General features: G+C 68.4%; 23 protein-coding genes. 13 read left to right on the top strand and 10 right to left on the bottom strand.

All coding sequences use genetic code 11. The features are described from left to right. Positions 1-158 precede the first annotated feature (158 nt). Positions 159-458, bottom strand: a complete 300-nt coding sequence (locus tag GRS48_RS01625) for a DUF424 domain-containing protein (RefSeq protein ID WP_159483195.1) — start codon at positions 456-458, stop codon at positions 159-161. Next, complete coding sequence (locus GRS48_RS01620) at positions 459-1,331, bottom strand: tetratricopeptide repeat protein (RefSeq protein WP_159483194.1); 873 nt, start codon at positions 1,329-1,331, stop codon at positions 459-461. Between the two features lie 120 nt (positions 1,332-1,451). Between GRS48_RS01620 and GRS48_RS01615 the strand changes: the two genes are divergently transcribed. Next, positions 1,452-1,742, top strand: coding sequence for a hypothetical protein (locus tag GRS48_RS01615; protein ID WP_159483193.1), 291 nt, complete (start codon positions 1,452-1,454; stop codon positions 1,740-1,742). Between the two features lie 77 nt (positions 1,743-1,819). Further along, positions 1,820-2,392: an RNA 2',3'-cyclic phosphodiesterase gene (thpR, locus tag GRS48_RS01610; RefSeq protein ID WP_159483192.1), complete on the top strand. Its 573-nt coding sequence runs from the start codon at positions 1,820-1,822 to the stop codon at positions 2,390-2,392. Between the two features lie 6 nt (positions 2,393-2,398). Here thpR and GRS48_RS01605 read toward each other — a convergent pair whose 3' ends face one another. After that, positions 2,399-3,754, bottom strand: a complete 1,356-nt coding sequence (locus GRS48_RS01605; RefSeq protein WP_159483191.1) for a hemolysin family protein — start codon at positions 3,752-3,754, stop codon at positions 2,399-2,401. Between the two features lie 163 nt (positions 3,755-3,917). Between GRS48_RS01605 and serA the strand changes: the two genes are divergently transcribed. Next, on the top strand, positions 3,918-5,522 hold the full coding sequence (gene serA / locus GRS48_RS01600; RefSeq protein WP_159483190.1) for a phosphoglycerate dehydrogenase: 1,605 nt from the start codon (positions 3,918-3,920) through the stop codon (positions 5,520-5,522). Positions 5,523-5,696: 174 nt separating this feature from the next. Here serA and GRS48_RS01595 read toward each other — a convergent pair whose 3' ends face one another. Beyond that, the gene (locus GRS48_RS01595; RefSeq protein ID WP_159483189.1) at positions 5,697-7,091 is read right to left on the bottom strand and encodes a PAS domain-containing sensor histidine kinase; all 1,395 of its coding nucleotides are present in this window, start codon (positions 7,089-7,091) and stop codon (positions 5,697-5,699) included. 249 nt (positions 7,092-7,340) lie between these two features. On the opposite strand from GRS48_RS01595, the gene GRS48_RS01590 reads away from it, so the two are divergent. Further along, positions 7,341-8,147 (top strand): N-acyl homoserine lactonase family protein, encoded by an 807-nt coding sequence (locus GRS48_RS01590; protein WP_159483188.1) that lies wholly within the window; start codon positions 7,341-7,343, stop codon positions 8,145-8,147. Positions 8,148-8,165: 18 nt separating this feature from the next. Here the strand turns inward: GRS48_RS01590 and thrC are convergent, their stop codons facing one another. Next, positions 8,166-9,449: a threonine synthase gene (gene thrC / locus GRS48_RS01585; RefSeq protein ID WP_159483187.1), complete on the bottom strand. Its 1,284-nt coding sequence runs from the start codon at positions 9,447-9,449 to the stop codon at positions 8,166-8,168. 93 nt (positions 9,450-9,542) lie between these two features. Further along, a complete protein-coding gene (locus GRS48_RS01580) occupies positions 9,543-10,829 on the bottom strand; it encodes a GTP-binding protein (protein ID WP_159483186.1) in 1,287 nt (428 codons plus the stop codon). 200 nt (positions 10,830-11,029) lie between these two features. On the opposite strand from GRS48_RS01580, the gene GRS48_RS01575 reads away from it, so the two are divergent. The 4 genes from GRS48_RS01575 to GRS48_RS01560 all read left to right on the top strand — a co-directional run bounded on the left by GRS48_RS01575 (position 11,030) and on the right by GRS48_RS01560 (position 14,550). Continuing rightward, a complete protein-coding gene (locus tag GRS48_RS01575; RefSeq protein WP_159483185.1) occupies positions 11,030-11,224 on the top strand; it encodes a hypothetical protein in 195 nt (64 codons plus the stop codon). A 49-nt stretch (positions 11,225-11,273) separates the two neighbouring features. Continuing rightward, positions 11,274-11,570 carry a hypothetical protein gene (locus GRS48_RS01570; RefSeq protein WP_159483184.1) on the top strand — a complete coding sequence of 99 codons (297 nt, stop codon included), beginning with the start codon at positions 11,274-11,276 and terminating at the stop codon, positions 11,568-11,570. Between the two features lie 56 nt (positions 11,571-11,626). Then, positions 11,627-12,595, top strand: coding sequence for a TRC40/GET3/ArsA family transport-energizing ATPase (locus GRS48_RS01565; protein WP_321168270.1), 969 nt, complete (start codon positions 11,627-11,629; stop codon positions 12,593-12,595). Between the two features lie 107 nt (positions 12,596-12,702). Beyond that, positions 12,703-14,550 carry a carbon starvation protein A gene (locus GRS48_RS01560; protein ID WP_159483182.1) on the top strand — a complete coding sequence of 616 codons (1,848 nt, stop codon included), beginning with the start codon at positions 12,703-12,705 and terminating at the stop codon, positions 14,548-14,550. Positions 14,551-14,711: 161 nt separating this feature from the next. Here the strand turns inward: GRS48_RS01560 and GRS48_RS01555 are convergent, their stop codons facing one another. Further along, positions 14,712-15,368: a hypothetical protein gene (locus GRS48_RS01555; RefSeq protein WP_159483181.1), complete on the bottom strand. Its 657-nt coding sequence runs from the start codon at positions 15,366-15,368 to the stop codon at positions 14,712-14,714. Between the two features lie 2 nt (positions 15,369-15,370). Continuing rightward, positions 15,371-15,772, bottom strand: a complete 402-nt coding sequence (locus tag GRS48_RS01550; RefSeq protein WP_159483180.1) for a cupin domain-containing protein — start codon at positions 15,770-15,772, stop codon at positions 15,371-15,373. 197 nt (positions 15,773-15,969) lie between these two features. Here GRS48_RS01550 and GRS48_RS01545 point away from each other — a divergent pair, with 197 nt between their 5' ends. The 4 genes from GRS48_RS01545 (at position 15,970) to GRS48_RS01530 (ending at position 17,899) form a co-directional block, all read left to right on the top strand. Beyond that, complete coding sequence (locus GRS48_RS01545) at positions 15,970-16,203, top strand: hypothetical protein (protein ID WP_159483179.1); 234 nt, start codon at positions 15,970-15,972, stop codon at positions 16,201-16,203. Between the two features lie 227 nt (positions 16,204-16,430). Then, positions 16,431-17,117, top strand: coding sequence for a DUF5828 family protein (locus GRS48_RS01540; RefSeq protein WP_159483178.1), 687 nt, complete (start codon positions 16,431-16,433; stop codon positions 17,115-17,117). A 129-nt stretch (positions 17,118-17,246) separates the two neighbouring features. Next, positions 17,247-17,489, top strand: coding sequence for a hypothetical protein (locus tag GRS48_RS01535; protein WP_159483177.1), 243 nt, complete (start codon positions 17,247-17,249; stop codon positions 17,487-17,489). A gap of 32 nt (positions 17,490-17,521) precedes the next feature. Continuing rightward, positions 17,522-17,899 (top strand): helix-turn-helix domain-containing protein, encoded by a 378-nt coding sequence (locus GRS48_RS01530; protein ID WP_159483176.1) that lies wholly within the window; start codon positions 17,522-17,524, stop codon positions 17,897-17,899. Between the two features lie 64 nt (positions 17,900-17,963). Here the strand turns inward: GRS48_RS01530 and GRS48_RS01525 are convergent, their stop codons facing one another. Beyond that, entirely contained in the window at positions 17,964-18,377 is a 414-nt protein-coding gene (locus GRS48_RS01525; RefSeq protein WP_159483175.1) for an SRPBCC family protein, read from the bottom strand. A 44-nt stretch (positions 18,378-18,421) separates the two neighbouring features. Further along, positions 18,422-18,748, bottom strand: a complete 327-nt coding sequence (locus GRS48_RS01520) for a hypothetical protein (RefSeq protein WP_321168233.1) — start codon at positions 18,746-18,748, stop codon at positions 18,422-18,424. 73 nt (positions 18,749-18,821) lie between these two features. Between GRS48_RS01520 and GRS48_RS01515 the strand changes: the two genes are divergently transcribed. Next, on the top strand, positions 18,822-19,037 hold the full coding sequence (locus GRS48_RS01515) for a hypothetical protein (protein WP_159483173.1): 216 nt from the start codon (positions 18,822-18,824) through the stop codon (positions 19,035-19,037). Positions 19,038-19,105 lie beyond the last annotated feature (68 nt).

The following is a 19,105-nucleotide window of genomic DNA, read 5'->3' as shown; positions in this document are numbered from 1 at the left end:
GGGCGACGAGTTCCCGCGGTCATTAGGGAAACGTAGTCAAGCCGTGGTACAAAAGGCTTGCGTGATGGCTGTCGACGGGCCGGCGGCCAGACAGTGTCACCGGCCCACGCGGCCCAGCTAACTGACCCACGCGGACCGACCAGTTCACACCGACCGACCTACAGCCAGAGCAGCTGTGCGTGGCGCGTCCCGTCGAACTCGAGCACCGTCTCCTCGTCGACGAGCCCGGCGTCGACGGCGACGCCGACCGCCTCCGTGCCGACGATGTTGGCGACCTGCGCCCGCTGAAGGCCGTCGACGACCTCCTCGGGCGTCGCCTCGACGGCGTCGTCGCCCCCGTAAAAGGACTCGGAGACGGTGATCGTCGCCGTGCCGTTCCCGTACGTCTCGCCCAGACAGTCCGCGTCACAGACGGAGACGAGCAGCCCCTCCTTCGTCTCGCGCTCGCGGAGCAGCATTTAAAACCCCTCTGGGCCCTCTCCCTGCAGTTCGCGCCCGGACTTCCGATCGGTTCGGCCGCCGCCCACGCCGCCCGCACCACCCGCACCGCCCACGCCGCCAGCACCGCCACCGCCACCCGCACCGCCCGCGTGCTCCTCGACCATTCGGCCCTCGGCCTCCCGGCGGATCTCCTCGGCCTTCTCGGCGACCACCTCGGCCTGGTCGTGCTCGCCGGCCTCCTCCAGCGCGCGCGCCTTCTCCTCTAACACCTCCGCGTTCCGGAAGCCGAGCCGGATCGCGTTGTCGAAGCAGTTGACGGCGTCCTCGGCGAGCCCGCGCTCGACGAGGAAGAAGCCGCGGTTGTACCACGCCTGCGCGAACCGCGGGTCGATCTCGACGGCCCGTTCGGCGTGTTCGAGCGCCTGCTCGTGGCTGCCGAACTCCCAGAGCGCGTACGCGAGGTTGGTCTCGGCGGTCGCGGCGTGTTCGGAGTCGTCGTCGATCCGGAGCGCCTCCTCGTACGCGCCGATGGCCTGGTCGTACTCCTCCAGTTCCGCGTGGGCGACCCCCTTGTTCACCCACGCCTCCTGCTGGTCGAGCGTGTCGTCCTCGGCGAACATCGCGGCGCGCTCGAACGTCTCGGTCGCCTCCTCGAACCGGTTGATCGACATGTACGAGAGCCCGACGTCGAGCAGCTGGTCGACGTCGACCTCGTCGCTGGCGACGTTGCGCCGGTCCAGCTCGTCGGTGAGGACCCGCGAGTCGACGGGGTCGACCTTCGTCGGGTCGACGTTCAGCTCCGGCGGGTCCAGGGTGAACTCCTCGTAGTCGGCGTCGACGCCCTGGCCCGCGGAGAACTCGTGACGGTCGGCGTCCCGCTCGTCGGTCATATGGGCGGAGTTGGCGGTCACGATGGGTAAGGGTTACGTCGGCAGGCCGTGCGGCGACCCTCCCAGTCGTCGAGCGGCCACCCCGGACGACTTATCACCCGGTCGGGCGCTACCGTCCCCATGGAGACGATACTGTTCGGGTTCCTCTTCGCGGGGCTCGTCGCCTACGGCGTCGTCTGTCTCTCCGCGCCGGTCCTCTCGTTACACCTCGACGGGACGGCGAAGCGACAGGACGGTAACGTCGGGCCGACCGCCGTCCGCAACCGCCGGTACGCCGGCGGCGTCGTCGTGATCGTCGGCATGCTCGGTGCCTCCTTCCTCGTCGGGCTCGGCGGCGTCGCCCTCTGTGTCCTCGTCGCCACCCTCGCGCGGTTCTGGGTCGAGACCCAGGAGGAGCCGACCGCGGCGTGACCGGGGCGGTCACGCCGTGGCCCGTACCGCGCCGATCCGGAGACAGCTTTTCGGCGACACGCGACCGAACGATGACCATGCGCGCGTTCTTCTCGGTCGACCTCCCCGACGGGCTCGCGGGCGCGGTCGCCGACGCGGCCGAGCCGTTCGCTGACGACGTCGCGGGCTTTCGTCCCGTCGACCCCCGGAGCGCCCACCTCACTCTGAAGTTCCTCGGGGACGTCGACGACGACGCGATCGACGACGTCCGCGCGGCCGGCGAGCGCGCGGTCGATCGCGCCGACGTGCGGCCGTTCACCTGTTCGATCGCCGGGTTCGGCGTCTTCCCGTCGATCGAGTACGTCCGCGTGGTCTGGGCCGGTATTGAGGCCGGCGCGCCGGAGCTGACCCGGCTCCACGAGGCGCTGGAGGCGGAGACGACCGCGATCGGGATCGATCCCGAGAACCACGCGTTCACCCCGCACGTCACGCTCGGGCGGATGACCGACGCGCGCGGGAAGCGACGGGTTCAGGACCTCGTTCGCAAGCGACACCCGGAGATCGGACGGTTCGAGGTCGACGAGGTCCGACTGAGGGAGTCGGCGCGGACCCACGAGGGGCCGACGTACCGGACCGTCGAGCGGTTCCCGCTCCCGAATCCGGGCGATTGAGGGCCGTCAGCGCTCCGCGTCCGCGTCGTCCGATCGGTCCGTGTCGTCCGATCGGTCCGTGTCGTCCGATCGGTCCGTGTCGTCCGATCGGTCCGTGTCGTCTAGGGGGTCCGTGTCGTCCGACCGGTACTCGACGCACACGCGCGTGATCCGCGTCGCGGTCGCCTCGGTGACGGTGAGCGTGACGCCGTCGATCTCCAACCGGTCGCCCTCCTCGGCGAGCCGGCCGACGCGGTGGGTGATCAGGCCGGCGATCGTCTCGAACTCGCCCGCGGTCGGCAAGTCGATCCCGAGCGTCTCGTTGAGGTACGCGACCGTGGTCCACCCGCGGGCGCTCGCGGTTCCGGGGTCGACGAGGCGGACGTGCTCGGTCTCGCCGCGGCCGACGATCTCGCCGACGACCTCCTCGATGACGTCCTCCATCGTCGCGAGCCCGACGACCGCGCCGAACTCATCGACGACGAGCACCATCGGGATCCCGCCGTCGCGCATCTCCGCGAACAGCTCGTCGACCGGTTTCGACTCGGGAACGAACGTCGGCTCGTGGAGGACGCTGACGAGGGGGGCGCCCGAGGCGTCGGCCCGGATCGCGTCGCGGACGTCGACGATCCCGACGACGTCGTCGCGGTTCTCGCCGTAGACGGGCAGTCGCGTGACGCCCTCGGCGGCGGCCGTCGACAGCACCGTCGACGGCGTGGCCGTGTCGGGGACGGCGATCATGTCCGTCCGCGGAACCATCACCGCCGTGACGCGGGTCGCCTCCAGGTCGAGGACGCCCCGGATCATCGCCCCCTCGCCGGGGTCGATCGCCCCCGCCTCCTCGCTCGAGAGGACGATCGTCTCGATCTCCTCGCGCGTGAGGTAGGACTCGATCGCCGTCTCGCCGCCGGTCACGCGGTTGACCAGCCCGGAGGCCGCCTCGAAGACGAACAGGACCGGACGGAGGAGCCGCTGAGAAGCGACCACGGGTCGGGAGACGCGGAGGGCGTGCTTCTCGGCGTTCGCGACGGCGTACGACTTCGGCGCGATCTCCCCGAACACGATGACGAAAAAGGAGGTGAAGACGGTCGAGCCGGTGGCCGCCTGGCTCGGCGGGAGGAACTGGACGAACACCGCGGTCGCGATGGAGGCGGCCGCGATGTTCGCGACGTTGTTGCTCACCAGCGCGGTGACGAGGAAGCGGTGCGGATCCGCCCGCAGCCGGGCGAGCGCCTCGCTGCCGGGGACGTCGGCGGCGACGAGCGAGTCGACGCGGTGGGCCGCGACCGAGAAGACGGCGAGCTCGGAGCTCGAGTAGAACGCGCTGATCCCGGTCAGAACGACGATGGCGGCCGCACCGAACAGCGTGATCGTGAGGTCCATGCGCCGTCATGTCGGCGGATATGGAAGGGTGTATCGACGAGCGGACGAACGGCGAGTTCCACCGGAAACGAAGGGGTTTGTGGGGACGTACCGAGGGACCGAACCGTCGGCAAGACGGCGCGATGAGGAAAGCGTTAACCCCACGCCCCCGGACCCTACGCGCATGAAGGTACTCGTGACGGACCCGATCGCGGACGCGGGTCTCGATCGGCTCCGGGAGGAGGGGTACGAGGTGGAGACCGCCTACGACGTCGAGGGCGACGCGCTCTTCGACGCCGTCAGCGACGCCAACGCGCTCATCGTGCGCTCCGGCACGGACGTCTCCCGGGAGCTGTTCGAGGCCGCCCCGGAGCTCGTCATCGTCGGCCGGGCCGGGATCGGCGTCGATAACATCGACATCGACGCCGCGACCGACCACGGGGTCGTGGTGGCGAACGCCCCCGAGGGGAACGTCCGCGCCGCCGCCGAACACACCGTCGCGATGACGTTCGCGGTCGCTCGGTCGATCCCGCAGGCGCACGCGCGACTCGTCGAGGGCGAGTGGGCGAAAGGCGAGTTCCTCGGCACCGAGGTCAACAACAAGACGCTCACCGTCGTCGGGCTCGGCCGCGTCGGCCAACAGGTCGCAAAGCGGCTCGACTCGTTGGGGATGGATCTGGTCGTCTACGACCCGTACATCTCCGAGGAGCGCGCCGAGCGGCTCGGCGCGGACCTCGCCGAGGAACTCCACGAGGCGCTCGCGCGCGCCGACTTCGCGACGGTTCACACCCCGCTGTTGCCCGAAACGGAAGGGATGATCGGGGAGGAGGAGCTCGCCCAGCTCGAGGGGGGCTACCTGATCAACTGTGCGCGCGGCGGCATCGTCGACGAGGACGCGCTCGCCGAGGCGGTCGACGACGGCGTGCTCGCCGGGGCCGCGCTCGACTCGTTCGCGGAGGAGCCGCTCTCGCCCGACTCGCCGCTGCTCGACGTCGAGGACATCGTCGTCACCCCGCACCTCGGGGCGTCGACGGAGGCGGCCCAGGAGAACGTCGCCGTCGACACCGCCGAGGCCGTGATCTCGGCGTTCAACGACGAGCCCGTGCTCACCGCGCTGAACGCGCCGTCGGTCGACGAGACGGCGTTCCCGCGGATCAGGCCGTACCTCGCGGTCGCGGAGACGGCCGGGAAGGTGGCCGCACAGCTGCTCGACGGGCGCGTCACCGAGATCGAGGTGTCCTACGAGGGCGACATCGCGGCCGAGGACGTCGACCTCGTCACCGCGAGCGCCCTGAAGGGCGTCTTCGAGCCGCTCGAGTGGCAGGTGAACTCGGTCAACGCGCCGCAGCTCGCGGAGGACCGCGGCATCGAGGTGACCGAGTCGAAGACGCGCCAGACCGACGACTTCCAGAGCCTGGTTCGCGTGACCGTCCGCAACGGCGACACGGAGCTGTCGGTCGAGGGGACCCTGTTCGCGGGGGAGGATCCGCGGATCGTCCGCATCGACGGGTTCCGGGTCGACGCCGTCCCGTACGGCCACATGCTCGTCGCGCGCAACACGGACGAGCCGGGCGTCATCGGCTACGTCGGCACCGTCCTCGGCGACCACGACGTCAACATCTCGGGGATGTTCAACGCCCGGGAGACGCAGGGCGGGGAGGCGCTGACCGTGTACAACCTCGACCAGGACGTTCCCGAGGCGGCGATCGACGACCTGCTCGCCGACGACCGGATCGTCGAAGTGACGGAGATCACCCTCGACGACGCGAGCGAGCGCCACTCGGCGTGAGGGTCCGCTGAGCGGGCCCCGGCTGGCGCTGGGCGTACAGGTTTATAAGGAAAGACTGTGCCCCGAAGCTCACAACGTTATAAGCGAAGGCCGCACCGAAAAGTGTGGGTTTGGCTCTGTTGAAACCATTCAGCTCTGACACGAACGCCATGCTGAATACAGAGCGCGAATCGGTCACTGATCAAGATCGACATCAGTGAACTCGAACCGTGCTCCGCCGTCAGTTCCATCGACAACTGTAACCTGCCAGCCGTGGGCCTCAGCGATCCGTTTGACGATCGTCAATCCAAACCCGGTCCCGCCACTCGACGAGGTATGCCCAGGTTCAAACACTGCCTCATGGTCATCTTCAGGAATACCTGGGCCAGTATCTTCGACGTGAATACCGTGGTCATCGATTTGGCCGACGCGAACGGTCACGTCTGCCCCACCGTGTTCGACTGCATTCCGAAAGAGGTTCTCGAAGAGGTGCTGGAGTCGGCTCCGATCACCAACGATCGTGACTTCGTCCTCGATTTCGATGGTTGCCTCGTCCGTTCGCACGTTTTTCCAGCATGTCCCGACCACATTGACTAACGCTATCGGTTCCGGGTCCGAGACAACCTGACCCTGTCTGGCGAGCGTGAGCGTATCACTGATGATTTCCTCCATCCGGTCAAGCGACTTGACGATTGGGGGAAAATGCTCGCTATCGCAGTCGTTGGCGAGCAGTTCTCCCCGGCCCTGTGCGACATTGAGCGGATTCCGCAAATCGTGGGACACCACGCTTGCGAACTCATCGAGTTGTTCCTTCTGGCTCCTGAGCTGTCGTTCCTGTTTGACCCGCTCGGTGATGTTCCGTGTGATACCGATGATCTGGGTTACCTCGCCGTTCGTAATAACTGGTGTAAGAAACGTTTGCCAAAACCGTGCGCCCGGCTCGATAGGGAGTTCTTCCTCGTACGAAATTGCCTCATTAGCCTGGACACATCGGCGGTAGTTCGCATCGAGTTCTGCTCCGAGGTCCTCACCGAACACGTCGGTCGGGGTCTTCCCCCGGACTTCCTTGGTTGTAATTCCGGTCTGTTCCTCGTAGGCCCGGTTCAGGCGTTCGAACCGAAACACGTACTCCGTGTCTTCTGCCTCGATATTAAGGAAGAAAATACTATCTTCGACATTCTCAAGGAGCGTTTTGTACTCTTTGGCAAGTTCCTGATATTCTTGTTCTTGCTGTTTTCGCTGAGAGATGTCTCGGCTATTCACGAGGATGCCGTCGATGTCGGGATCGTCAAACCGGTTCTGAAGTGTTGCCTCGATCCAGCACCACGAACCGTCGGCGTGACGAAACCGAGTCTCAATTATTTGAACCTCATCAGGGTTCTTCTGGATGTATTCGATAGCCTCGGCAACGGCGTCACGGTTATCGGGATGTTGATATTCGTAGCCGACTTCTCCGATCAACTCTTCTGGCTCGTAGCCGAGCGTACGAGTGACTGAGGGACTCACATACGTAATCATCCCGTCCGAATCGATAATTGTCGGAATATCAGAGAATTCTTCGACGAGTTTCCGATGCAATTGGCCGTTCATACACGTACTATGACTGGCCGAGAATAAGTAGCTGCGATTTCCGAACCCAGAAAATTGGCTCTGATGAAGTCAACCTCTGTATGCAGCACGACGCGTGAGACCTATCACTGCGTGAGGATTTCAACAGAGTCGTAGAGTGATACCCGACCGGTGGAGAGTCGCCTTTTAAACGTCGACGTGGCCGCCGAACGCGTCGACGCCCCCGACGGGAACGACTATGGTCGCGCGCGGCCCTCCCTCGAACCGAGAATGGTCGACGCCGACGTCCACGTCATCGATCGCGGCGGGCTCTACTGCGACATGAACTACATGCTGGAGGGCCACGTCCTCGCCACGCGCGACGACCGCAACCCCGACGCCGACTACGGGGAGATCCCGGTGTGGAACCTCGTGATCGACCACCCGGAGGCGACGATACTCTGGGACACCGGGTCACACCACGCCGCCGCCGACGGTCACTGGCCCGACGAACACGTGCAGGCGTTCGACCCCCACGACGCGGCCGACCACCGCCTCGACGATGATCTCGCGGCGGCCGGCTACGCGCTCGACGACATCGACGCCGTGTTCGTGAGCCACCTCCACATCGACCACGCCGGCGGGTTGGAGTTCTTCGCGGGGACGGACGTCCCGATATACGTCCACGAGGAGGAGCTCCGGTTCGCGTACTACAGCGTGGCCACCGGCGCGGGCGACGACGGCTACCTCCGGGCCGACTTCGACCACGACCTGAACTGGCGACCCCTCCACCGCGACCGCGAGGAGCGCTTTACCGACCTGGCGTTCGTCCGGTTCCCCGGCCACACGCCCGGGCTGACCGGGTCCGTGCTCCACCACGACGACGCCGGAACGCTCGTGTTCGCGGGCGACCAGCTGTACATGGCCGAGAACTACCGCGAGGAGGTCCCGTTGGGCGGCCCCCTGTTGTGGGGGAAAACCGAGTGGCGCGACAGCCTGCGACGGATCCGGGCGATCGAGCGCCGCCACGACGCCACGGTCGTGTACGGTCACGACCCCGCGCAGTTCGAGGCGATGCGGCCCGGCTGGGGGGTGTGAGCTACTCGGGAGTGTAAGCTACTCCCGCAGGTGCTCGATGACCGCGTCGACGTCGTTCGGGACGGGTTCGGGGTCGCCGCCGGCCTCGTAGGCGGCGTCGGGGTCCTTTAACAGGTGACCGGTGGTGAGACAGACGACCCGCTCGTCGTCGTCGACGACGCCCTCCCGACGGAGCTTCCGAAGCCCCGCGACGCTCGCGGCGGAGGCGGGCTCGACGCCGACGCCCTCCTCGGCGAGGTCGCGCTGGGCGGCCGTGATCGCGTCGTCCTCGACCGCGACCGCGGTGCCGCCGGTGTTCCGGATCCCCGGCAGCGCCTTCGGCGCGTTGACGGGGTTGCCGATGCGGATCGCGGTCGCGCGCGTCTCGACCTCCTCCCAGCGGCGCACCTCGTCCGCGCCGGCCTCGATCGCCTCGACCATCGGCGCGGCCCCGGCCGCCTGGACGCCCGTCAGCTTGGGGACGTCGTCGACGTCGATCGCGCCCGACTGGACGAGCTCGCGGAAGCCCTTGTACAGCGCAGACGTGTTGCCGGCGTTGCCCACCGGGAGAACGATCCGGTCGGGATACGTGCCGTGGTCGGCGTGGAACTCCTCTAAGATCTCGAAGCCGATCGTCTTCTGGCCCTCCAGGCGGAACGGGTTCAGCGAGTTGAGCAGGTAGGCCTCGCCGCGGGCGGCGAGCGCCTGCACGATGTCGAGGCAGGCGTCGAAGTTGCCGTCGACCTCGAGGATGCGCGCGCCGTGGAGGCTCGCCTGGGCGATCTTCCCGGCCGCGACCTTCCCCTGCGGGAGGAGCACGAGCGTGGGCATGCTCGCGCGGCCCCCGTACGCCGCCAACGCCGCGGAGGTGTTGCCGGTGGACGCGCAGGCGAGCGCGCCGACGCCGAGCTCCTCGGCGACGCGGACACCGACGGTCATCCCGCGGTCCTTAAAGGAACCCGTCGGGTTCATCCCCTCGTGTTTGATCCGGAGCGTCTCGACGCCGACGTCGGCCTCCAGCCGCGGCATCGCGTGAAGCGGGGTGTCGCCCTCGGGGAGCGTGACGCCGAGGTCGAACGGGAGCCCCTCGCGGTAGCGCCAGACGCCGCGCTCCGGGCCGTCGGTGGACGCGCCCGCGCCGAAGTCGTCGAACGTCGGCGGGTCGTCGTAGCGGACCTCCAGCAGGCCGTCGCAGTCGTCGCAGGTGTATCGAACGTCCTCGAACGGGGCGAACGTCTCCCCGCACTTGATGCAGGCGAGCCACGTCCCGTCGTCGGCACAGTCGGGAGCCGTCGGGGTCGGGGCGTCGATGGCGAGACTCATTGGCGGCACTACGGGCCCCGCACCCCTTAAGGCGGGCGATGCGGTCGGCGGAACGGCGGTTTCGGCGGAACGGTGGTTTCGGCGGAAGGACGGCTACGACTCCCGCAGCACGGCTTCCTCCCCGGCCGTCTCCGGGAAGGCGTCTGAGCCGTCGAGCGCCTCGCCGGCCTCGGCGCGCTCCCACTCCGCGTCGGTGACGAGCGCGTCGTCGAGCCGGGCGCGAAGCGCCTCCTCGTCGACGTCGGTGCCGATGACGACGAACGCGGTCAGCCGGTCGCCGTGGTCGTCGTCCCACGCGAGCTCCGGGCGGTTCGACCGGAGCATGTCGCGTTCGACCTCGGGGAGGCTCGCGATCCACGGGCCGGGGGCCGTGGCGCGAACCGAGGGCCCCGCCTGGCTCACCTGCTGGCGGAGCTCGCTGCCCGCGACCCACAGCGTCCCCTTCGCGCGGACGACGCCGGCGGGGAGCCCGCGGAGGGCCGCCGCGACCCGGCCGGGGTGGAACGGTCGCCGGCGGCGGTACGTGAAGGAGGTGACGCCGTACACCTCGTCGGGGTGGCGGTGGCCGGCGTGTGCCCCGTCCTCGTGGTCGTGGTCGCTGTGATTCCCGTGGTCCTCGTGGTCGTCATCGTCGCTGTAATCCCCGTGGTCGCCGTCGTCATCCGCTGCCGCCGCCAGCGCGCGCTTCCACCCCGGCAGGTCGCCGACGGCCCGCTCGTCGAACAGCCCGACGTCGAGGAGCCGGTCGGGGTCGACCGCGGAGAACTCGGTCCGGACCGTCTCGGCGGACGGCTGGAGCGCCGCCACGAGCGCCTCGGCCTCCGCGAGCTCCGCGTCGGTACAGCGGTCCGCCTTGTTCAGCAGGACGACGTTCGACACCTCGACCTGCTCGACGAGGAGATCGGAGAGGGGACGCCCCTCCTCGTCCGTGCCGCGACGTTCGGGGACGTCGGTCCCGGCGAAGGCGTCCAGGAACCGTGGCGTGTCGAGCACCGTCACCAGCGCGTCGACGCGGTAGCGCGCCGCCGCCCGCGATTCGGTCGTGAACAGGCGGGCGACCGGCGCGGGCTCGGAGATCCCGGAGGACTCGACGACCAGCGCGTCGAACGACCGCTCGTTCGCGAGCCGGACCACGGCCGTCTCGAGGTCGTCCTGCAGCTCACAGCAGATACAGCCGTTCGACAGCTCCGCGACGCCGTCGTCGACGTCGAGCTCCGACCCCTCCGCGATCAGCTCGGCGTCGACGTTCACGTCCCCCATGTCGTTGACGAGGACCGCGAGGTCCCGGTCGCCGGCGTTCCGGAGGAGGTGGTTCAGAAGGGTCGTCTTTCCAGCCCCGAGGCTGCCCGAGAGCACGGTCACCGGGATCCGATCGGTCATGGCTTCCGGTCGGTGCGCCGTCCCTTTAAGCCCCCGGCGGAACCGCCCGCCGCCTCCGATCGCTGCCCGGCTCCGATCGCTGCCCGGCTCCGATCGCCCGCCGTTTCCGATCGCTCTCCGGCCCCGATCGCCCCCGGTCCGGTGGTTCGGCATCGTCGGAAGCCGACACGTTGATAGCCCGTGCCCGTGGATCGGGGCGTATGAGCTCGCTCGTGTACTTGGTCGCGGTCGTCGGAACGATCGGGACCCTGCTGATGATCGTCGGGATGCTGTACCTCGTCTGGATATCGATGGGCGACGAGACGCACGCACCCGCCATCGATAGCGCGGACCGCCCCGGGTTCGGCGACGCCGACGCCGACGCGCCGGACACCGTCGAGGGCGAGACGGCCTGAGTCCGAGCGACCGCGACACCTTTTAGGCCCCCGTTCGTCGTGTGAACGCATGACGTTGGCCGAGCGGATAGCCGTCTTCCGCGAGCACCTCGAGGAGTGGCTCCGCGGGCTCTACCACGGCATGATCACCCATCCGGCGTACGAGAAGATCGAGAAGGAGGCCGAGGACACGGAGGACGAGTTCATGCTCGCGTGCTTCCCGGACGCCTTTGGGATCCCCTCGCCGGTCTCCTACTACACCGCCGAGCTGCTCCCGTACCTCGAAACCGAGTTCGAGGCGTGGGAGCGTCGGCTGTGGGACCGCGGGAGCCTCATCGAACGCAAGGGCCAGCAGTACCACTTCTGATGGGCGACGTCTCCCCACCGGACCGCCCGACGAATCGCTCGACGGACGACCGGTCGATCGAGCCGTTCGTCTTCTTCGGCGGCAAGGGCGGCGTCGGGAAGACGACCGTCTCGTGTGCGTACGCGCGCAAGTGCGCCGACGCCGGCGTGCGGACGCTCGTCGTCTCGACGGACCCGGCCCACTCCGTCTCCGACGTGTTCGACCAGCCGTTCGGCGACGATCCCGAGCCGGTCGACGGGATCGACGGGCTGGACGCGCTGGAGATCGACCCCGACGACGAGGTCCAGCGACACCTCGCGGAGATCCGGGAGGGCCTCTCCGAACAGGTGTCGGCGGCGATGGTGTCGGAGATCAACCGCCAGCTCGAGATGTCCCACGGGACGCCCGGCGCGTACGAGGCGGCGCTGTTCGACGCGTTCGTCTCGGTGATGCGCGAGGAGGGCGACCGCTACGACCGGGTCGTCTTCGACACCGCGCCGACGGGGTCGACGCTCCGGCTACTGGGGCTCCCGGAGTTCCTGGAGGGATGGATCGACCGGCTGATGTACAAACGCCGGCAGTCGATCGACCTGTTCGAGAAGGCGGCGATCGGCGACATGGAGCCCCGTCGGGTGATGGAGGGCGATCCCGTCCTCGCGCGGCTCCAGCGCCGCAAGGAGTTCTTCGAGTACGCCGGCGAGACGCTGCGGTCTGACGCCGCCTTCTTCCTCGTGTTGAACCCCGACCAGCTGTCGGTCAACGAGACGGGCCGCGCCATCGAGGGGTTCGCCGACCGCGACCTCACGGTCCGCGGGCTGGTCGCGAACAAGCTCACCCCGGAACCCGACCCCGACGAGGACGGTCGGGGGGCGCGGTACCTCCGTGACCGGGTCGCAACCGATCGCGAACGGCTCACACAGGTGCGCGACGGCTTCGCGCCCCCGATCGTCGCCGAGATCGAGTCACGGACCCGCGAGGTCCGCGGTGACCTGCTCGGCGAGGTCGCCGCCGAGCTCGACGTCGCGACGGCGGTCCGTCGCGACTGAGCCGCCTGGATCGCTCGATCCGGCCGGTTTTCTCCCGGCGCATCTGTCACGATCGAAGCCAATATTTAAGTGGGGTTTAGTGAATGTTAGCGTGAGGCAGGGCATCAATGACAAGCGTAATCTGGATCGTGGTTGCGGTGTTGGCGACGTTCACCGTCGGGTACATGGGGTACTCGCGGTACCTCTCGCGGTTCGTCGAACTCGACGATGACCGTGAGACGCCGGCACACAAGTACGAGGACGGACAGGAGTACGTACCGGCGAAGAAGCCGGTGCTACTGGGGCATCACTTCTCGAGCATCGCGGGCGGCGCGCCGATCGTCGGCCCGATCACGGCGGGGGCGATATGGGGATGGGTCCCCGCGCTGTTGTGGGTCGCCATCGGCAACCCGCTGATGGGCGCGGTCCACGACTTCATTTCGCTGTCGGGGTCGATCCGACACGAGGGGCGCTCGATCGGCTACATCGTCGGCCAGTACGTCGGCGAGAAGGGCAAGAATCTCCTGTTGTGGTTCGCGTTCCTCACGATCATCCTCGTCGTCGCCGTGTTCGCACTGGTCGTCGGCATCGTGTTCAACGCGTACCCGCAGGTGACGACCGCGAGCTTCGTGTACATCGCGTTGGCGCTGGCGTTCGGGGTGTACCTCTACCAGCTCAACGGGCCGTTCATTCCGGGGACGGTCCTGTTCGTCGCCGGCGTGTTCGCCGGCGTCTGGCTCGGCATCCAGTACCCGTTCGCGCTGTTCGCCGGCGACTACCCGGCGGGGACGTTCGTCCTGTTCAGCGGTGCGGGCGACTGGGTCCCCGGCGCGGCCGCCCTCGGCGGCAACACCGCCGCATGGGTCCCGGTCATCATGGTGTACGGCGCGGTCGCGAGCGCGCTCCCGGTGTGGGTGCTGCTCCAGCCGCGTGACTACCTCTCGTCGTTCCTGCTGTACACCGGCGTGGGTGGGGGGATCCTCGCGATCATCGTCGGAACGGTGTTCGCGACGTCCAGCCAGCCGCTCGTCATCGACTCGTCCATCGGGGCCTTCGAGGGCTTCTGGGGGATCGAGGCGATGGGGCTGTGGCCGCTGTTCCCGCTGTTGTTCGTCACCATCGCCTGTGGGACGATAAGCGGGTTCCACTCGCTCGTCTCCTCCGGGACGACCTCGAAGCAGCTGAACAAGGAGAGCGACGCCCGCCTGATCGGCTACGGCGGAATGCTCGGCGAGGGCTTGCTCGCCGCGCTCGCGCTCTCGACGCTCGCGGTCGCCGGACTCGCCGGCGACGTCATCGCGGCGGGCGGTGGCATCGGCGGCGCGCTGCCCAACTTCGCGGCGGGCGGCGGCATCATCCTGACGAGCCTCGGCATCCCCGAGGCGATCGGGGCCGTCTTCATGGCGCTCGTGCTCGTGAGCTTCCTGCTCACGTCGACCGACACGGCCGTCCGCCTCGGCCGCTACATGATGGAGGAGATCGTCGGGACCCCGAGCGGGACGACCGATACCGGGTTCTCGGGCGGCGTCGGTTCGCTCGCGCGCGGACGCTACACGAACCCGGTCGTCCAGATCGGCCTCGCGTACGTGCTCGTCATCTCCGGCGAGTGGGCGACCCTGTGGGGACTGTTCGGCGGCGCGAACCAGCTGCTCGCGGCGCTCGCGCTGCTGACCGCGACGATCTGGATCGCCAACTGGGACGACTCCAAACAGCTCGTCTCGACCGGCGTGCCGATGGCCGTGATGGTCACCATCACCGTCTTCGGGCTTAGCTGGCTGGCGCTGTACGAGAACCTCTACGTCAACCTGATACAGGGCGAGGCGGCGACGCTCGGCGCGCAGCTGTCCTCGGCCGCACAGATGGTGCTCGCGCTGGTGCTCATCGTGCTCGCGCTGTCGCTCGTCCGGATCGGGTACGGCAACCTCAAGTCGGTGAAAGGCGGGAGCCGCCCCGCCGCCGAACCCGGCGACGACTGACGGCCAGTCGTCGATCGTCGGCGGCTACCGCCTCCGGCGACCCGCGACGGCCAGCCGTCGTCGACCGGCCACGAACACCCGCTTCCGCACCGCCTTCCACGAACCTTTTTCGACCACGACTCCACCGACCGTGAGGCGAGGCGCGGCGACCGTGACCCCGGCTACCGCCAGAAGCGTTTGGCGAACCGCGAGAAGAACCCTTCCGACGGCGGCTCGATCGCCTCCCACAGTCGGAACGCGCCCGTGACGCCCGCCGCCTCGCTCGCGACGATCGCCTCGGCATCGGGCGCGACGACGATCAGGTTCACCTCGTAGTGGCCGTAGTAGCCGAACTTCAGAAGGGTCCGGTCGCGGAACCCCTCGACGAACGCGGCGACGTCGTCGGGCACGCGGTCGCCGACGAGGACGAACGTGACGTCGGTGCCGTAGTGCTGTTCGTCGGCTTCGATCCGCTCCTCGGCGACCGCGTGACCCGTCTCGACCAGCCGCTCCAGCTCCGCGACGGTCGGCTCGGCGACTCGCCGGGCGAACACGTGCGCTTTCGTCTCGTGGTCCGCGTAGCTCAACGCCGGGTGGAGGAACTGCTTCTGGTTGCGCATCCGAAGCGTCGCCGAGAGGTCGAAGCGTTCGCCCTCGACGACCTCGTCGCGGTCGAGGTCGTAGCTGTACATCAGCCGATCGGAGACGCGGTCGAGGTACTCGTCGTCGTAGTCGGGGACCTGCTCGCGGATCTCCGCGGGGAGCTCCTCGGGGTCGCGCCGCGGGGCGGTCCCCGTCCTCGAGGACGCCCCCTCGTCGACTGCGTCGGGTTCGGACATCGTCAGTCGTCGGCGGAGCCGTTCGAGTCGTCGTCCGGCTCGTACGGCACCGCGTCGCCGCTGACAGCGGGTGCACCGATCGCGAGTACCACGGTGTCCGAGACGGCGTCGGACGGGTTGTACGCGCGCTGGGGGCTTCCCGGGTCGACGGCGAACAGGCCGCCCGTCTCGACCTCGTAGGTCCGCTCGGGGGTCTCGACCGAGAGCGTCCCGTCGAGCACGTAGAAGGCCTCCTCCTGTGTCTCGTGGGAGTGATAAACGAGCGGGATCTGTTCGCCCGGCTCCGCGCGGAACCGGTTCACCGCGACGGCGGTGAGATCGGCTGGCGCGCTCAGTTTTCGGCATTCGCAGGGCCGATCCGCCTCCGGTTCGACCGAATCGACGTCGACGACGCGGTATCCCATGTGCTCATGTTTCCCACGGAGTTTAAAAGGGCGTCGCCGGGGCGGGAGCCGGCGATCGGAAACGAGGTCGGTGGCCGGGAACGAAGTCGGCGGCCGGAAACGAGGTCGGCGACCGGCGACGGGACGGTCCTGCGGCGGCCGAACGGACGCCGACAGGGTTTATCACCCCGAGAGCCGTACACACGTCACGATCACTCATGGCTGACGAGGGAAAGCCGACCGAGGCGTGTGGCCGGTGTTCGATGTCGACGGTCGTCGACGCGGTGGGCGGCGACAGGACCCCCGAGGAGCGAGCCGAGCGCGACCCGTTCGGCGGCGACCGGATCGAGGTCGACGAGGCGGCGCTCCGGCGCGTCTCGCCGGGGGGCTGGATCGCCGACACGAAGGCGAGACTCGACGCGTTCGCCCGGCGGATCGCGTACGGGAGGTGAGGTCAGAGCGGGACCGGTCCGTGGAGATCGGTGGCGGAGAGCGGCGTTCCGGGGGAATGCCCTGAACGCGGCCGGGAGCGTGACGAACAAAGCCGAGAGCGCGACGAACACAGCCGAGAGCATGACGAACGCGGCCGGGAGCGTGGCCCGAACGCGATCGCACGTTCCGTGTGAACATCCACCGTCAGAGACATTTATCCGGGTCGGCACCGTAGCGACCGGAAGCGATGGAAGAGAGCATCTCCGGGTTCAAACAGCGCGGAGGCTGGGGCGACATCGTCGAACACGGCGAGCGCATCACGCAGGCGCTCCGTGAGGTCGGCGCCGACGGCGACGCGTTCCACGACTTCGACGACTGGCGGCCGAAGTCCCACGAGCGCATCGACGAGGACGTCTCGGAGAAGACCGCCGAGCAGGCCTCCGTCGGCGAGGGCGACGGCGAGCTGGCGGGCAAGACCCCCGGGGAGGACCTCCAGACGGCCGGCGAGAAGCTCACTGAGTCCTACGAGAAGGTCGAGGCCGACGACACGGAGGGGGCCGTCGAGCGGTGGGGCGAGTCGATCGGCCACGTCGCCCGTGCGGCCGATTCGGCGAGCCGAAAGGCGCTCCGGAAGGTCGAGAACACGGTGTACCGGAAGGTGATGACGCAGCTCGCACCGTACTACTTCGACAACGAGCTCGTCAGCGCCAACGTCCAGCAGGTCGGCCGCGGGGAGGCCGGCGAGACGTTCGTGTTCGAGGTGAACGTCAACGACGACGAGCTGAAAGCGAAGGTCAGCGCGATCCTCGCGGAGTACGAGTCGGAGATCGATCGCTGGCACGTCGAAGTCGAGAAGGAGACCGGCACCGTCGCGGCCGCCGAAGGGGTCGAACCGCCGGAGAAGGAAGGCGGCAGCGAATCCACGATCACCTGAGCCACGTTGCCGGCCCGCCGCCGGCGCCGCCGGTGGCGCCGTACAAGCGCGTACACGATCGCGAGAGCCACGGGGACGGTCGGGGGGTGAGCCGCGTGTTTTTACTAGTCAGCGATCCACCGAAACGGTATGTCAGGTGTGCTCCGGGTCGATGCCGGCGAACTTCCGGCCGACGAGATCATCGACGCGATGCGGGAGGGGCGTCGAGTCCTCGTCAGCGTGGCTATCGCCGGGGACGTCCACGAGGTCGCGCTCCGGTACGACGGCGAGACGTACCTCTGTGACACCCCGACCCGGCTCCATCGCCACGTCGAGGAGTCGGAGATGCGCGACTGTATCGAACGGATGGGCTACGGCGCGGACGAGGACTGATCTTTAACCGGGAGTGGGTCGAACCGATCGATATGAGCGATGCCGAGATCGAGGACCTCGTCGGCGACGCCGACCCGCAGTTCGCACACGTCCTCTCGTGTGTGTTCGCGATCCGCGACCACGAGAGCCGGACGTACCTCGTGCTGCTCGATCACCCGGGCAGCACGGTCGTCGAGCTCGCGACCGTCCTCGACCGGGACCGATCGAACGTCAACCGATCGCTGTCGACGCTACGCGAGAAGGGGTTGATCGAGCGCCGACGGCGGCTCCTCGACTCGGGCGGCTACGTGTATCAGTACACCGCGATCCCCGTGCCCGAGGCGAAATCGAAGCTCCACGCGGCACTCGACGAGTGGGTCACGGGGGTCCACGACGCGATCGACCGGTTCGATCCGAACGGCGGGAGCTGAGCCCCGGTTTCGGGCCGAGCCATCGGGCCGACGCGAACCGCCTCGGAGTGGCTCGAGTCACGTATCAGACCGCGCCGGCGAGCCCGTCGAGCGCGCGTCGGAGCTCCGCGCGCCGCTTCCAGGCGGCGATCCGGTCCGCGAACGGGAGCGGCGCGTTGAGCGCGACCACCGACCGGAACCGGACCCGGGAGCCCTCGTTTTCGGGGTCGACCGTCACCCACGTCTCCATGCGTTCGAACGGGCCGGCGGTCCCGTCGTCGGCGACCGCGTAGCGATAGCCGTCCGGGCGCGGCTCAAACCGCAGTCGAAAGCCGACCCCGGGGCCGGAGACGGCGACGACCGTCGCGCCGTCGTCCAGCCGGGTCGCGTCGTCGACCGCGAAGCTCCCCTCCCACTCGACGAGCCGCGTCGGTGTGATCGCCCGCCCGATCGCCGGCGGGCTCTCGGGGACGAAGCGATCGACCGCGACCTCGCGCATGGACGTGGTGGTCCCGGGGGCGATATAAACGCGTCGGCGAGTCCCTACACGAGCGGGAGGGTGAGCGCGACGAGGACGACGCCGAAGCCGATCGCGGCGTACAACAGGCGCTCGAACCGCGGGGCGACCGGCAGCGGGCCCGCGTCGAGCGGCGGTGCCGACCGCACGAGCTGGGCGTACGCCACGGCCGCGAGCGCGAGGAACGCGGCCGTCGACGCCGCGAGCGACCAGGCGAGCGAGAGGCCGTACGACAGCCCGTAGATCGGGCCGAGCGAGAGCGAGAGCATGAACGCGAGCGAGACGCTCACGAGGAAGGGGACCGGGTCGATCCGGTCGCCGTGGCGGTTCCGCGGGCGACGGGGCGTGTTCACCGTACGTTCACGTGTCGTGTGCACGTGCCGCACGGACAAGAGCTAAGTGGCGGACCGACGCCCATCGGATCGTATGAGCGAGGGACGAAAGGGAGTCCGGGCGGGCGTCGAGGAGTCGAAGGGCGACCCGCGGCTGGTGCTCCTGTTGAACGCCGTGTTGTCGACGTGGTTCGCGTGGACCGTCGTCTGGGGAGCGGACTTACTCGGCCTCCTCGAGTACACCCTGACGAACGTCGCCACCCTCGCCCTCCTAGTGTTCGCGCTGACGTACGTCGTCGTGCTTCGGTGACGGGCCCCCGTACCGCTCTCGGCCGGTATGGCGGCGACGGGGGTCACCCACTTTTAAGCCCGCGGCGA

Source organism: Halorubrum sp. JWXQ-INN 858 (assembly GCF_009806985.1).
Lineage (GTDB): Archaea > Halobacteriota > Halobacteria > Halobacteriales > Haloferacaceae > Halorubrum.
This window is presented reverse-complemented; position numbering and strand designations above follow the sequence as displayed.